The sequence below is a fragment of the Pararhizobium sp. PWRC1-1 genome (genome assembly GCF_049897905.1).
In the GTDB taxonomy this organism is placed as follows: Bacteria; Pseudomonadota; Alphaproteobacteria; order Rhizobiales; family Rhizobiaceae; genus Pararhizobium.
Map to the genome: position 1 here is coordinate 1 of NZ_JAFCXE010000032.1, position 13160 is coordinate 13160.

Genomic DNA, 13160 nt, shown 5'->3' on the forward strand with positions numbered 1-13160 from the left:
TTCAAGATCGCCTGCCTCGTACCCGGTCACTACGACGCCGGAATGCACGGCGACGTGACCGTGGCCAAGAAATAATCCGACGCAAGGAGACATGACATGAAATCCATCATCAAATTCGCCTCGACAGCCCTTCTCGCAGTCGCCCTCGCCTCAGGCGCGTTCGCCGCCGAATTCACAAAGGGCACGGTCAAGAAGGTCGATGCCAAAGCGAAGAAAGTCACGATTATCCACGAGGAACTCAAATCCCTCGAGATGCCCGCAATGACCATGGTGTTCCGCGTCAAGGATGACGCCATGCTTGATAAACTGAAGGAAGGCGGGAGCATCGAGTTTGTCGCCGAGCGCGTCGAAGGCAAAATCACGGTCACGGAAGTCAAGTAACGCGAGAGGGCCGGGCTTTCCAAGGCTCGGCCCTTCCGACCTCATTCCTCGGATCGGCGTATGCCGATCGTACCGATCTGGATCAATGGATCAGAAATCATCGCCTTTTAACAACAGCGCTTCCACCCGGGAACTACGGTCGGCCTCGCTGCGGTTCGTTGTCCTTTCGATCCTGTTCGCCAATCTCGTTTTCGGTGACGGGCTCGCCAGCTTTACGACCCATGTCATCGTCAGCTCGGTCTATCTGATCGTCAGCGTGGCATCCGTCGCGGTGGCTGTCTATTTCCCGACTCAGAAGCACCTCGGCACACTGTTCGTGACGCTCGATGCGGCCTTGGTCGTGGTGATCCTTTATGAACACATCCTGGCTAGTCCGATCACGCAAGACCACGCCCTTACCACGTCGAGCTTGGTCGTGTCATTCATCCTTCTGAACCACGTAGCCTTGAAGCTCGAGCGCAGACTGATCGTTTTGTTTTCGACCATCGTGGTCTTGGCATGGGTGCTTATGCTTGCCCTCATGGCGTTCCGTCACAACGCCAGCACGCCCGGAACATTGCTGACCAACTTCTTCAACCAAGACCTCGGCCTGACCATGAGTTTCGCGTTCACGGCGCTAGCCGTGTATCTGTTGGCGCGCGATCACGACCGCACCATCAGGCAGGCGTTGAGGATCGAGGAGAAGCGCATGAACCTGTCACGCTTCTTCTCGCCAGGGGTCGTCGCCGATCTTCAGACTGCCAGTGCCAGCCTTGACCTCGAGCGGCGTGACGCGGCGATCATGTTTGTCGATATCCGCGACTTCACGTCATATGCGGAAACGACTTCCGCACGCGAGCTTGCCCGTGTCCTCGGAGAGTACCGGCATATCGTCGCCGGCACAGTGTACGCCTATGGCGGGACTGTGGACAAGTTCATCGGCGATGGCGTGATGGCGGTTTTCGGGCAGCCGAAGCCCAAGGCGGACGATGCTCAGCGGGCATTGGCCTGCGCGTTGTCTTTGACCGCGGCGCTCGGCGAGTGGCGCAACGACAACATTGACAGGGGCGGCCCCTGTCTGGACGTGGGGATCGGCCTTCACTATGGCACCATTCTCGGCGGGGTCATTGAAAGCGGTTTTCATGACGAGTTCACCGTGATCGGCGACGCCGTTAATGTCGCCCAACGCCTGGAGTCTTTGGCAAGCCTTTTAAAATCGCCGCTCGTGGTTTCAGAGCGTATGATCGAAGAGGTGCCGAGGATGTTCGGGGCCAATGATTGGGTGTACACAACGGGCGTCAGTATCCCCGGCAGGAAAGCGTCGCTCAACATCGCGTATATTCGTCGCGCTGCCGACCTCGTGCCGCCAGCCGGTTATGAAACCGGGGACATGCAGACCGATTTCCAAAGGTCTTCTTTCCAGTCGCTTCCGGCGACACCACTGGTTGGAATGTAAACCGCGCCACCAACGAAGACCCTGCCTGGGCCGTCGCATTTCACGCGGACGTCGTGGGTTCCCTTGTCGATGTACCTGATCGAACCAGCGCTATCAAACTCCGTCAGGCCGATGGTCACGTCGAAGTCGTAGTCCTGGACGGGCGATGTCTGTAGCGACGTCACGGTTAGATTGACGGTAACGTCGTGCTGGAAATGCGAAACGTGGAATGGCGGCCGCTCTGCTGACTGGGCCTGGATGGCGGAAACGGGCATCGCGAACGGAAGCATCAAGATCGTGCGGATCCACATGGACCCCTCCCAAGGTATGTGAGGAACGCATCATAGCACCAATTCATTTGGGTCACAGGGATTCTCGTAAAGCCCTAAAACAGTCAGAATCGAAGACACGGACGGTCGAGATTACAAGTACAGTTTTTTATAGATCGCTCCCCGCGATTGTCGAGCGTTGCGAACATCGGCCGAATCGGGAGTTACCGTGCCGCCGGAGACGACGGCACGGTAACCATTGTCACATAACTTTCTTGATGTCGGAATACGCGCCCGAAGTCTTCAGGATGATCGTGACGTCGGCGGCGGTTCGGTTGCGCCAGAACCAGCCGTGCTTGCCGTCGAATGCCGCTTCCATTTCGCCGGACTCGGTTGGTGTAGCCCGCCCCTTTTCATAGCTGGTGGTCTCGCCGCCGTCCCCGTCCGCGTGCATGTCGAAATTGACGACTCCACCTTCCGCGGTCCACACATAGGTGGCCTTCGCGCCCTTCGACATGGTCAGCTTGATTTCGGTCGCCTCACCTGGCTTCAGCGTCACCGACATCTTATCCTGGCGCATTTCCTGGGCGTGCGCTGTTCCGGCAACAAGCTCCCGGAACAGACGGTCCATTAGGCTTGATCCCTGTTGAGGTACTGTCCCGCTGGTCGCAGCCGGTGATTTGACTTCCTGTGCCTTCTGCCGATCGTCTTCGGCCTCTTCGGCAAGCTGGGTCTTGATCTCGCCCATCTCTGTCAGGCCGAGGACGCTACCCGTTCCGGTCGGATCGATCCCGTATTCCGACGGAAGAACGATAGTGACGAGGATCACGGCTGCCGCAGCAGCGGCGATGACCGTGGACTTCACCAGTTGTTTCGAGGATGGCAGGTCGCCTGGTGCTGGTGCCTGAGAATTGAACATGGTCGTTTTCCTTTCGAGTTAAGCAACGAAATAGCCGGTGAGCTGATATCCGATCAGCACGAACCCGGCGGTCATCATGAGGACGTTGGCGGTGTAGGCGTGGCGCAGGAAGCTCGATGTCTTGCGCCAGTAGCTCATGCCGATGAGGATGACGGCGAGCGCGATGAGCTGGCCGATCTCCACGCCGACATTGAAGGCGAGCAGGTTGGGAACAAGGCCGTCCTTTGCGATGTCGTATTCAAGGATTTTGGTCGCCAGACCGAGACCGTGGAAGAATCCGAAGATCAGCGTGGCGAGCTTCGTGTCCGGTTGATAGCCGAACCATCGCTGGAAGGCCCCGAGATTGTCGAGCGCCTTGTAGACGACCGACAGGCCGATGATCGCGTCAATCAGGTAGGAGCTGACGTTCCACCCGAAATAGACACCCAGAAGCATGGTCGTCGAATGTCCGATGGCGAACAGGCTGACGTAGATAGCGATGTGCTTCAGCCTGTAGAGGAAGAAGATCACGCCGAACAGAAACAGAAGGTGATCGTATCCGGTCACCATGTGCTTTGCCCCGAGATAGATGAACGTGAGTAGATGGACGCCCGTGATTTCCTGGATGTAGCCCTTGTCGCCCTCGGCGACGGCGTGTGCGGCAGCCGTGCCGGCCAAAGCAAATAGCGACAACATGACCAAGATGAACTGGAGGACGAGCGAACGGGATGATAACCCGCGACCGCCGCCCCTAAGAGGTGGTTGCTTCATATGGAATTTCCGTGATTGCGTTGAACACGCCGCGAGAGCGGCAGTCGTCAAATCAAAGTCACGGTGCGCGGCGGGCGGCGGATGCCGTAAGGCGGTCCGTCGGCTACGCTTTCGGATGTGACAGGATAAGCAGGAGCGGACCGAAGGCGGTATCCGAGACCCAGGGCCGTTACGAGGCCAGCCTTGTCGTGGGTGTGGTCGGCATGATGATGGTCGGAAAGATCGTCTGACGACACATCGACGAGGTCGAAATCGTCATGCGAATGGCCGTGGACGTGGCTCTCCGAACTGACTGCGGCCATGGTCGAATGGAGGCTCGGCGCATGCTCGCCAACGCCTGCCAGCGTCAGGAACAGCACCGCGATCGCCGCTATGAAGGCGACGAAAACGGTCAACGGTCTTTTTCCCCGACAAAACACCATGGTCGCACTGATATCCGGCTTCGCGGGTTCGGGCAAGATCGGCCACTTGAAATATCCTCTCCAGGGGGATAGGTAATCGTTCATGACAGAACACCGACACGCCACCCATCCAGAAATCGTCAAGCGGCTCAGGCGGGCTGAGGGACATTTGAAGAGCGTGATCGCGATGATCGAGGGCGGCCGTCCCTGCCTCGACATCGCCCAGCAGCTTCAGGCCGTAGAGAAGGCGATCACCAACGCCAAGCGCACCCTGATCCAGGATCATCTCGATCACTGCCTGGACGACGCGGTCGGCCCCCTCGGCGGCGCTCAAAGGCGGATGATCGACGAGTTCAAGGCGATCGCGAAATACCTGTGATCGATGAGCCGACATGTGCGGCTTCGGGACAACGAAAGAGAATGTGAGTTAGCTATGTGGAACAAAGTTCTCGACTGGTTTGGCTTTGGAAGTCACGGCCACAGCCACGATCCCCATGGTACGTACGGGCATACGCATGGCGTGATCGACGCGACCATTGCGACGACGGATCGAGGCATCTGGGCGATCAAGTGGTCGTTCGTCATCCTCGCGGCGACCGCGGCAATGCAGATCGTGGTCGTCGCGATATCGGGCAGCGTCGCGCTCCTCGCCGACACCATCCACAACGTGGCTGACGCCACCACGGCGATCCCCCTCTGGATCGCGTTCGTGCTGGCGCGGCGCAAGCCGACCAAGACCTTCACCTACGGCCTTGGCCGCGTCGAAGACCTGGCGGGCATCATCATCGTGATGATCATCCTGTTCAGTGCGCTGGTCGCGGGCTACCAGGCCATCAACCGCCTCATCAATCCGGAACCGATATCTCATCTCGGCTGGCTGATTGCCGCTGGCGTCATTGGTTTCATCGGCAACGAAGCCGTCGCGGTCTTCCGTATCCGCGTTGGCAGGGAAATCAACAGCGCAGCGCTGATCGCCGACGGTTTCCATGCCCGCACCGACGGCCTGACCAGTCTTGCGGTCGTCGCCGGAGCCATCGGCGTCTGGTTGGGCTTTGCGATCGCCGATCCGATCGTCGGCCTGCTGATCACCGTGGCCATCTTCGGTATCGTCTGGCAGTCGGCGCGATCGGTGCTGACGCGGATGCTGGATGGCGTCGAGCCTGGGATTGTCGACGAGATCGAACACGCCGCCGCGCATATCAAAGGCATCGACAAGGTCACGGCGGCGAAGGCCCGCTGGCTGGGGCACAAGCTCCATGTCGATGTCGCGGTGGTCATTGACGAGGGCGTTCTGCTTGCCGAGGCCAACGTCATCACTTCCAAGCTGCAAGACCAACTCTTCGCCCACATTCCAGCGCTTGCCGTCGCGACGGTCAGGATCGTTGCACCAGACCCGCAGGGACACCATCACGCCCCTGACCCGTTCCAGGTGAACGGCAAGCTGGCGCAGGGTCTCCTCGAAATCGTCGATACCGCGGACGGAGAGCGTTTTCGCCTGCGCGTATCGCGGCATTCCGAGGGTCTCTCGGCCGCCGTCGCCATCAAGCGCGACGCTGGACTCGAACAGCACGCATTGGTCCCGGTTGCGGGCGACCACCACCTTCTGCAGAGCGTAGAGGCTCCCGCCGAACCGCACGAGTTCGACGCAGAGCTTGTGCTTTCCAACGCTTCGGACAGCGAGCGACTGGCCTTCAAGATGCTCGAGCCTGCGGGGCACCATCATTAGAAGCGTGGCGCGGGCATCCAGCCGTGGGTGATCTTTTCGCCTATTCGGGCCTCTTCGTCGCGGCCTTCGGGGCTACCCGTGGCCTAAGCGCACGTGCCTGATCTCCTCAGATTGTCTGGATATCTGATCGCCGCATCCGGCGGCGACGCCCCCCAGGGCGGGCGACGCGGGCTCGGTCCTGATTGCGGCCGCGGGTGGTGGTTGTCATGACTCGCTCCATTTTGTTGTTTACCGCAGGAAACGGGCGTCAAATCAAACGGTTCCCGCACACCCGCTGAATTGGGCGGTCAAAAAACTGATGGCCTCGATCTCGACCCTCACGTTAGGACATTTTGCGAACGGTGGCCGCTCACGCGACGTCGCGATCGAGAGGATTAAGGAGCTCGCTTTCGGCAGCGACAACGAGAAATTCGTCAGGAGCGAGACACTCCTCACAATGCCGCACCCATCGGCGGGTCGCTGAGAGAAGGTGACAAGGTCACTTTCGAAGTTGGCCAGGACCGCAAGACCGGAAAATCGAAGGCTGAAAACGTTAGTGTGCCCTGACCTGCAGGCCACAGACCAGCCTGATCTATATATTGGGGCAGGCTGGTCTCGTCCGCGCTCTACGGGCTCACTGAAAACTGCTGCTCTTCGCCATCTGGTATTTATCGTTTCAGTTTGAACCACTTTCCATTTCGCCCCGATCCACTCAAGCCGAATAAAGTTGTCTGCGTAGAGTTCACTCCATCGGATTTGGTGAGGTAACTCTAGATGAAAAAATGGGTCAAATCCTGCTGTAACTCAACAGCCATGCCTGATTGTTGCGGGAGCATCACGCTTTGGCGTCAAGTTGGTTTCGCCCGACAGGAACGGCACAGCCCCTTAGCCCGGAGTTACACCTATTTTCTGATTTCCGACGACCACGGAAAATTCACATATCGGTCGCGCGTGTCGAAACAGGTATTGCCGTACATCTTGAGATATTTTTCCCTCTGATCGGGATCAGCGAAGACCGCCGCTGGATTGCCCCAATCGGCCTCATATTGGACGATGTTGTTCTCCTGAAGTGCGATCGGTAGAATGTCCATTGCCTGAGGGATGCTCTTGCCGTCAAGCCAGTCGGCAGCAAACTGCCCCATGGCGTAACCGAATACCGGAGAAGACAGCGAGATACTTGCCTTGAACGGACTGTCACCTTTCTTGATTTCTGAAACAGCTTCCGGCTCGCCGTCAATACCACCGAGAAACTGATCTGGGCGATCCTTGCCCGCAGCACGCAGTGCTTTAAGCGCACCAAGCACCACTGCGTCTCCACCGAGCACGACGTCGATATTAGGGTTGGCCAGCAAAATCGTGTTCATGGTCGCAAAGCCGCTCTCCTTGGTGACTGGGCTTGGCGCAATATCGGCGACAATTGTCACCCCGGGTAGGGCAGCAAGGGCATCTCGCATGGCTTCGAAACGAGGTGTCAGAAACTCCATCGTATCCTGGGTCAACAAGACTACATTGGCCTTGCCTCCTAGCTTGGCATTAATGTGTGTGATCGCAGCCTCGGCCAGCGCTTCGCCTGTCGCATATTGTGGCGCATTGAGCAGCAAGGTGGCTGGCGGCGGCACAATCGTTCCGACAAACGCACCTGACCAGATCGTTTGCCGAAGGCTGCCGCTCACCGCAGTTGGGTCGGATGATGTAGCGATCAGGGCGCCCACCTTGGCGGCCCGAAAAGATTGTATTTCTGCGACAGCTTCGGCGACGTTGTTTTCCACCACGCTGCGTCGGTATTGCAAACCTCGGTCTTTTGCAGCCATCGCCAGGCCGTTGTTTACACCTTGCAAAAACTCGCGCTCATTCTCCTGCACATATGCCAGAACGTTGGTCAGTCCAGAAGGCTTGCTGCAGCTGGGCGCCACTGGATCAAAAGTCGGAAACACCGTGCGTTCGGTAATCCCTTGCGACCCCTCCTGAGCATTTGCTGGCCCAGGGAAGTTACCCGCAGCAATAAAAGCGGCGAGAACCATCAGTCGCGTGGCCGGGAACCAACCGTTGTTCATGTCTTGGCGTAAAGGCATTTCAATCACTCATCATTGCGAGGTTGATTTTTGAGCAAGTTCTAGCAGCAAGTTGAAAGCGGCTCGACAGCGTCCGTCGGTCACTCTACTGATGTTCGGCTACCAGTCCTCTGTGGCGAAGCCTCCGGAGAGCCGGCTCACGATGGGAGCCCACGCTTTGGTGTAAACACCAGATATGAGGCGGTGCCGGGTTCCCGTCTCCTATATTCGATCTTGCCACCCAAACTCATACTCATTGCATTGACGATACGAGTGCCTACACCAGTCCCTTTGGCTGGTGCGCCCTCCGCACGCCCGACACCGTCGTCCTCGACAACCAACTCGACCTGGTCTTCAAGTCTTTGTACGCGCACCCTGACGTTTCCCGGTCGATCGGGATATGCATATTTGAACGCATTAGTGACAAGCTCGGTGATGACTACGCCGAGATTGATGCTGGCATCGGTGTCCAGCTCAATCGGTTCGATGTCGAATGAGAGCGTTACGCCGTGTCCTTCACTGCGCAACGATGTTCGAAGGTGTTCCAACAATCCAGATAGGTACTCGTTCAACTCGACCGAGCGCACGTCTGAGGAACTATACAGGCGCTTATGGACGAGCGAGATTGCAAAGATACGGTCTTGTGTTTCCGTAAGCGCGTCCTTGGCCGACTGATCGACTACGCCTTTGGCCTGCAGGCTCACGAGGGATGAGACGAGAGATAGACTGTTGGCAACACGGTGATTGACCTCCGAAAGCAGCACCTCGGCGTGGTCACGTGCCTGCGTCAAGTCTGCCGTCCGGGTCGCCACGCGTTGCTCAAGTTCTCCGTTGAGGACATTGACTTGGTCGCGTGTCGTTCTCAATTCCTTAGTGTAGCGTGTGATGCTGTAGGCCGCTCCACCAATAACCGCAACGATAACGAGTGCGCCGATGCCGGATACAAGACGAAGCCATCCACTGTTGGTGCGTTGCTCTGCGACGCCCGCCGTCAGTCTGCTATCGGCCTGTCCAATGATACCAGCAAAGAAAACGTTGGCTTCGTCCGTCTGCGCTTTTCCGATGTTGGTCCGGATAATTGCAAGTGCCTCTTCCTCGCGCTTTTCCCGCTTCAGCGAAATCATATGGTTGAGCTCTTCGAACTTGGCCACGATAAGCGTGCTTAGCCTTTCAAGTTTTACATCTGATCCCGTGTAGGACGGCAGAAGCGTCTGAAGCGCTGCCAAATGACGTTGCGCCTGGAATTTGGCTGCCTGATACGGCGCCAGATAGATCTCATTGCCGGTGATGATGAAGCCACGCTGACTGGACTCTGCCGTCTGCATTGCGTTTCGCAATTCGACAGCTGCGATCCGTATATCACGTGCTCCACTTGCGTCTTCAAAATAGCTCTGCGCCCGTTCGCTAAGCCAGAAGTTCATCGCGACGATAGCCATGAGGGCCACGAAACCTATAAGAAGGAACGCGGACGTCGATCGCCGAATGGATTGGGTCGAAATGGGCATCGGCGCATTCGTGCCCTATTTGACAACGCCGCGCCACAAGGATTTTTTGGTTTCAGCTGTTCCACATGAGGCGCTCCAATATTCAATATGCCGGAAATCCCCCTGTGTGGCCGCGAGCCGGCGGATTCCATCTTCTCCAATCTGCTCGCGGCAATGTCAGTTCTGTTTTTGTTCAGAGGCGGAATTTGCGTGCGGCTTCGAAGCTTGAGACGACGGAAGTCACCGAAAACCTGGCGGACGCCGGATGCGAGGAGTTGCAGGGCTTTCTACTTGGCAAGCCATTGCCGATCGGAAAGGTTGCACGCCAGGTTTCGCTCGTGCTCGAGACCCTTCTGCTCGCCGCGCGAGATGGGTCCACGGATGCCGTCGATCTGATCACCATAGCCGGGCGCGTGCATCGAGAAACCGGCCTAGCTGACGCGCCTGAAACCACCCGGCGGTCGCTTAAGTGACTGCTTAAGGGAAGCCCGACGCGTATCAGGGCCGCGCCAGAACTTCCTTCAGTGCCGCTGATAGCTCAACAAGCTGGTACGGCTTGGGGAGTATCTTGATGCCTTCGGCCTCCGCTGTTTTTTTTAGCCAGAATTGCAACTTTGGTGCAATCGCCATCGTTTAGATGAAGGTCAAGGAGTGCCAGGAAGGCGTGTGCCTCTTTAGATATTCGCAACCGTCTGCACACGAAGTTACAACCGTGATGTCTTGGAAACCTGCATCCATGAGCGTGGTTTCCAAGTCGAGGGCGATAAGAGCCTCGTTTTCCAAGATGAGTATTGAATGTGTCAACATGGATCATTTCCGATCAACAAGAGCGCAGCACTTTTCCCCGGTGGAATTATAGGCAAGCTCGACGGTCGATCAATAGGCTTAATTTTCGACCAATCGTCCTCGACAGGTCATTCAGGCGGCTCAGTTGTCAACCCGACGCGCGCCAATCGTAATGCCCTTAGAAGCTCGGATTTGTGACGATCCGCATCACGCTTGGCATCAATGACCGCCTCGGCTACGCGTTTCGACTCATCGAAATCGCCAAGAGCTGAGAGACCTCGCTTGCGCCTCTTTTTCGCAATCTTATTCATGACATGAGTCCTCCTGCCCTGCCGGCATTTCAAAACGGCAATTGTCACGATGGAAAATGATGTAGATTGGAGAATATCCACGTCAAGATACCCGCTGAAATTTTCCATTCTGATCTCGGCTAGGCTGTTATGCGCTCTCGGTAGTGTCAATATGTTCAAGCCCGGCGCTGCAGAAACGAGAGCTTGCAAGCAGCTGCGCCGCAAGCAATGCGTAGCCGAGTTTTCCCCAGCGCTACTTTTCGCTTTCAGTCAACGACATTGCAGACTCAGCGCTAAAGCCGACGCTACCACTAAGAACTGATCTGGTATTGGAGCGAACCCCTCGGGCTGGGCGAGCGAGCAGTTGATTTGAGATTCCGGTCCTTGATTTGGCACCTAATTTGATATTTTCCGCAATGGCAGCGGCCTCACATCTTAGCAGCTGACATCCACTAAACCTGCACATTTATAGATACTTAAACTTTCAAATGGCAACGTGGGTGTATAATCTCAAATTAACTGCCAAGAGCTGCTGCAACGAACGCATTCTCACGTTTAACTGCCAAACGACACCAACTAATCCGAGCGGTTGGCGACGTCGCGGCGACTCGTCTTTAGAAGCCATGCGTCATGGTTGCGGAGAAATAAATTAAGCCGGTCGGCATAGTCTTCTGTGGCAGCATCGCGTACGCTCTGGCGCGGGGCGAGTGACCTTCGCCACGCAGTCACACGCGGTAGCGCATCAAACACGCCGGTTCGTATGATCGCATCGAAGACATCGAAATATCGAAAGATCGGTGCGAAGGCAGCATCGACCAAGCTAAATGTCTCGCCGGCGAAGAATGGTCCGTCGCTCAACTCAGCCTCGACACGACCAAACTTTTCGATGAGTGCCTTGCGTTTAATGTCGTAAGTAGCTGCATCTTTGGCAGTTTCGAAACCCCACAAGTCCGAAAGAATGGAGGAGCCGAACTCGATCCAGCCCCGATGCCGGGCCCGCGCCAGTGGATCGTCCGGATGGAGCCGAGGCCCGGGCTGGGTTTCTTCGATAAATTCGCAGATTACGGCGCTCTCGAACAACACTGTATCGCTGCCGTCGTCCTGTTTTACGATCAGCAGAGGTACCTTCCCGAGCGGGGATATTGCGATGAACCAGTCAGGCTTCGCTGACAGCTCGACATACCGACGGTCAAACGGCACGCCTTTCTCCGTCAGGGCAATTGCGGCTCGCTGCACGTAAGGGCATAGATGGTGGCTGATGAGGGTCAACTTTGTATTGAACATGACGATCTCGCTTTTTTTTGCTTCACTGAATTGCGCGGGAAGGACGAAGCGCATGGGGCCCGTCGCCAAACAGGAACTGCGCGACGGACAAAATGATCAGGTAAAGAGGATACTCCCAACCGCCGCCCGGCGCAGTGAACACCCATCCATTGCCGGAATGTACCCAGATGATCGCTCCAATCAGCGCTGGGATAAGCGCCACAGCAACCCATCGGGCATAAATACCGAGAACCAGCATGATGCCACCAATGGCTTCTGCGGCAAACGTGACAGAAGCCAGCCACCCCGGGAGGCCGATGGATTCGAAATAACCTGCTGTGCCAGCAAGGCCGAAGGTGAAGAGTTTAAGCACGACGCTATGGGCAAGATACATTACGCCAAGGCTGATGCGCAGTAGCGTCACGGCGTAATCGGACAGTCGGTCCTGAAGCATGAGAGAGTCGCCTTTCTATATAAATGCATTTGCATCTATATAGAAGCTTGCCTTTTAGGTCAATATAGATGCAGATGCATTTATGTCCGACGATTCACATGTCTTAGCTGCACAGCCATCGCCCGCCGTCACCCGGGCTTGGGTGGGCCTTTTGCGTGCTCATCAAAGCCTCATTGCGGCAATTGACCAGGAATTGAAAGCGAATGTGTTGCCGCCGCTTGGCTGGTATGACGTGTTGTTAGAGTTGTCCCGAGCCGAAAGAGGCAAGTTACGACCCTATGAAATCGAGGCGCGCACGCTCTTGGCGCAACACAATCTTTCACGCCTTCTTGACCGCATGGAAAAAGCAAATCTCGTCCAGCGTGAGGTCTTCTCAGAGGACGGGCGAGGCCGTTGGGTCATTATCACCGATGCCGGCCGCGCCATGCAAACACGCATTTGGGGTGTTTACGGATCAGCAATTGAGCGGCTTCTAGGCGGCAAGCTGGACGAAGCCCAAGCCGATCAACTGGCTGAACTATTGGCCTATATCGCGCAGGATTGTGGAGATTGGGGCCCAGAGCACGCCGCTGGAGCTTCCAAGTAATCAGTGGCGGGAAATGGCCCTGCAAGAAGATCATGAAATCTGACAGTCAGGTTGGGAACGCTCAGCGACCATCGAAATGCCTTTCGGTTTCCCATGCGCCCGCCGCCTGCTGATGGAGATCGAGATAGTGCCGCGCGATGTGGTCTGGATCGAACGCGGTTCCCGGCGCCACCGAACCGGCAACCGTAACCATGGCGACATGGATCCCGTCTGCTACCAACTCTGCCATGGCAAAGGTGAGACCGCGGAGAGCGGACTTGCCGGCCCTGTGAGAAGCGACACCGGCCATACCCGGGATAAAGCGCAAGAACGCCGCGCAGCCCGCTACAGTAGCGGTCACGGGTTTCGCCGGACAAAGTTTCGAAAACTAGATCGATGCCGCCTGCTGCGGTCGCAACCTCTCCAAA

General features: G+C 56.9%; 15 protein-coding genes and 2 pseudogenes. 8 read left to right on the forward strand and 9 right to left on the reverse strand.

Annotated elements, in window-relative coordinates; translation table 11 throughout:
* From ACP7E0_RS31385 to ACP7E0_RS31395, 3 genes and pseudogenes are all read left to right on the forward strand, one after another.
* Positions 1-75: pseudogene (locus ACP7E0_RS31385) on the forward strand (cupredoxin domain-containing protein); the annotation flags it as partial.
* Between the two features lie 21 nt (positions 76-96).
* Positions 97-381, forward strand: a complete 285-nt coding sequence (locus ACP7E0_RS31390) for a copper-binding protein (RefSeq protein WP_426130872.1) — start codon at positions 97-99, stop codon at positions 379-381.
* Positions 382-466: 85 nt separating this feature from the next.
* Positions 467-1816, forward strand: a complete 1350-nt coding sequence (locus ACP7E0_RS31395; RefSeq protein ID WP_426130874.1) for an adenylate/guanylate cyclase domain-containing protein — start codon at positions 467-469, stop codon at positions 1814-1816.
* Positions 1817-2326: 510 nt separating this feature from the next.
* On the opposite strand, the gene ACP7E0_RS31400 is transcribed toward ACP7E0_RS31395, so the two are convergent.
* From ACP7E0_RS31400 to ACP7E0_RS31410, 3 genes are read right to left on the reverse strand one after another with little or no spacing between them, the layout of a single operon-like run.
* Positions 2327-2983: a transmembrane anchor protein gene (locus tag ACP7E0_RS31400; RefSeq protein ID WP_426130876.1), complete on the reverse strand. Its 657-nt coding sequence runs from the start codon at positions 2981-2983 to the stop codon at positions 2327-2329.
* A gap of 18 nt (positions 2984-3001) precedes the next feature.
* The gene (locus ACP7E0_RS31405; protein WP_426130877.1) at positions 3002-3733 is read right to left on the reverse strand and encodes a HupE/UreJ family protein; all 732 of its coding nucleotides are present in this window, start codon (positions 3731-3733) and stop codon (positions 3002-3004) included.
* Between the two features lie 47 nt (positions 3734-3780).
* A complete protein-coding gene (locus ACP7E0_RS31410; RefSeq protein ID WP_426130879.1) occupies positions 3781-4128 on the reverse strand; it encodes a hypothetical protein in 348 nt (115 codons plus the stop codon).
* 109 nt (positions 4129-4237) lie between these two features.
* Between ACP7E0_RS31410 and ACP7E0_RS31415 the strand changes: the two genes are divergently transcribed.
* The 3 genes and pseudogenes from ACP7E0_RS31415 to ACP7E0_RS31425 all read left to right on the forward strand — a co-directional run.
* The gene (locus ACP7E0_RS31415) at positions 4238-4513 is read left to right on the forward strand and encodes a metal-sensing transcriptional repressor (RefSeq protein WP_426130880.1); all 276 of its coding nucleotides are present in this window, start codon (positions 4238-4240) and stop codon (positions 4511-4513) included.
* Between the two features lie 54 nt (positions 4514-4567).
* Positions 4568-5860 carry a cation diffusion facilitator family transporter gene (locus ACP7E0_RS31420; protein WP_426130882.1) on the forward strand — a complete coding sequence of 431 codons (1293 nt, stop codon included), beginning with the start codon at positions 4568-4570 and terminating at the stop codon, positions 5858-5860.
* 450 nt (positions 5861-6310) lie between these two features.
* Positions 6311-6406 (forward strand): annotated as a pseudogene (locus ACP7E0_RS31425) (cold-shock protein); the annotation flags it as partial.
* 335 nt (positions 6407-6741) lie between these two features.
* Here the strand turns inward: ACP7E0_RS31425 and ACP7E0_RS31430 are convergent.
* Both ACP7E0_RS31430 and ACP7E0_RS31435 read right to left on the reverse strand, forming a co-directional pair.
* Positions 6742-7911, reverse strand: a complete 1170-nt coding sequence (locus tag ACP7E0_RS31430; protein ID WP_426130960.1) for a sugar ABC transporter substrate-binding protein — start codon at positions 7909-7911, stop codon at positions 6742-6744.
* A gap of 137 nt (positions 7912-8048) precedes the next feature.
* Entirely contained in the window at positions 8049-9326 is a 1278-nt protein-coding gene (locus ACP7E0_RS31435; protein ID WP_426130883.1) for a sensor histidine kinase, read from the reverse strand.
* Positions 9327-9580: 254 nt separating this feature from the next.
* Here ACP7E0_RS31435 and ACP7E0_RS31440 point away from each other — a divergent pair, with 254 nt between their 5' ends.
* Positions 9581-9847, forward strand: coding sequence for a hypothetical protein (locus ACP7E0_RS31440; RefSeq protein WP_426130885.1), 267 nt, complete (start codon positions 9581-9583; stop codon positions 9845-9847).
* A 441-nt stretch (positions 9848-10288) separates the two neighbouring features.
* Here ACP7E0_RS31440 and ACP7E0_RS31445 read toward each other — a convergent pair whose 3' ends face one another.
* The 3 genes from ACP7E0_RS31445 to ACP7E0_RS31455 all read right to left on the reverse strand — a co-directional run bounded on the left by ACP7E0_RS31445 (position 10289) and on the right by ACP7E0_RS31455 (position 12167).
* Positions 10289-10579 (reverse strand): hypothetical protein, encoded by a 291-nt coding sequence (locus ACP7E0_RS31445; protein ID WP_426130886.1) that lies wholly within the window; start codon positions 10577-10579, stop codon positions 10289-10291.
* Positions 10580-11026: 447 nt separating this feature from the next.
* Entirely contained in the window at positions 11027-11734 is a 708-nt protein-coding gene (locus ACP7E0_RS31450; RefSeq protein ID WP_426130962.1) for a glutathione S-transferase family protein, read from the reverse strand.
* Positions 11735-11756: 22 nt separating this feature from the next.
* Positions 11757-12167 (reverse strand): DoxX family protein, encoded by a 411-nt coding sequence (locus ACP7E0_RS31455; protein WP_426130888.1) that lies wholly within the window; start codon positions 12165-12167, stop codon positions 11757-11759.
* Between the two features lie 82 nt (positions 12168-12249).
* On the opposite strand from ACP7E0_RS31455, the gene ACP7E0_RS31460 reads away from it, so the two are divergent.
* Positions 12250-12753 (forward strand): MarR family winged helix-turn-helix transcriptional regulator, encoded by a 504-nt coding sequence (locus ACP7E0_RS31460; RefSeq protein ID WP_426130890.1) that lies wholly within the window; start codon positions 12250-12252, stop codon positions 12751-12753.
* A gap of 61 nt (positions 12754-12814) precedes the next feature.
* On the opposite strand, the gene ACP7E0_RS31465 is transcribed toward ACP7E0_RS31460, so the two are convergent.
* Entirely contained in the window at positions 12815-13093 is a 279-nt protein-coding gene (locus tag ACP7E0_RS31465) for a hypothetical protein (protein WP_426130892.1), read from the reverse strand.
* Positions 13094-13160: the final 67 nt, after the last annotated feature.

Bases quoted from the DNA above. Each gene is read 5' to 3' on its own strand.
- ACP7E0_RS31420 (WP_426130882.1), top strand. From the start codon at position 4,568: ATGTGGAACAAAGTTCTCGACTGGTTTGGCTTTGGAAGTCACGGCCAC.
- ACP7E0_RS31460 (WP_426130890.1), top strand. From the start codon at position 12,250: ATGTCCGACGATTCACATGTCTTAGCTGCACAGCCATCGCCCGCCGTC.
- ACP7E0_RS31415 (WP_426130880.1), top strand. From the start codon at position 4,238: ATGACAGAACACCGACACGCCACCCATCCAGAAATCGTCAAGCGGCTC.
- ACP7E0_RS31390 (WP_426130872.1), top strand. From the start codon at position 97: ATGAAATCCATCATCAAATTCGCCTCGACAGCCCTTCTCGCAGTCGCC.
- ACP7E0_RS31450 (WP_426130962.1), bottom strand. From the start codon at position 11,734: ATGTTCAATACAAAGTTGACCCTCATCAGCCACCATCTATGCCCTTAC.
- ACP7E0_RS31430 (WP_426130960.1), bottom strand. From the start codon at position 7,911: ATGCCTTTACGCCAAGACATGAACAACGGTTGGTTCCCGGCCACGCGA.
- ACP7E0_RS31455 (WP_426130888.1), bottom strand. From the start codon at position 12,167: ATGCTTCAGGACCGACTGTCCGATTACGCCGTGACGCTACTGCGCATC.
- ACP7E0_RS31445 (WP_426130886.1), bottom strand. From the start codon at position 10,579: ATGGAAAATTTCAGCGGGTATCTTGACGTGGATATTCTCCAATCTACA.
- ACP7E0_RS31395 (WP_426130874.1), top strand. From the start codon at position 467: ATGGATCAGAAATCATCGCCTTTTAACAACAGCGCTTCCACCCGGGAA.
- ACP7E0_RS31405 (WP_426130877.1), bottom strand. From the start codon at position 3,733: ATGAAGCAACCACCTCTTAGGGGCGGCGGTCGCGGGTTATCATCCCGT.
- ACP7E0_RS31400 (WP_426130876.1), bottom strand. From the start codon at position 2,983: ATGTTCAATTCTCAGGCACCAGCACCAGGCGACCTGCCATCCTCGAAA.
- ACP7E0_RS31435 (WP_426130883.1), bottom strand. From the start codon at position 9,326: ATGGCTATCGTCGCGATGAACTTCTGGCTTAGCGAACGGGCGCAGAGC.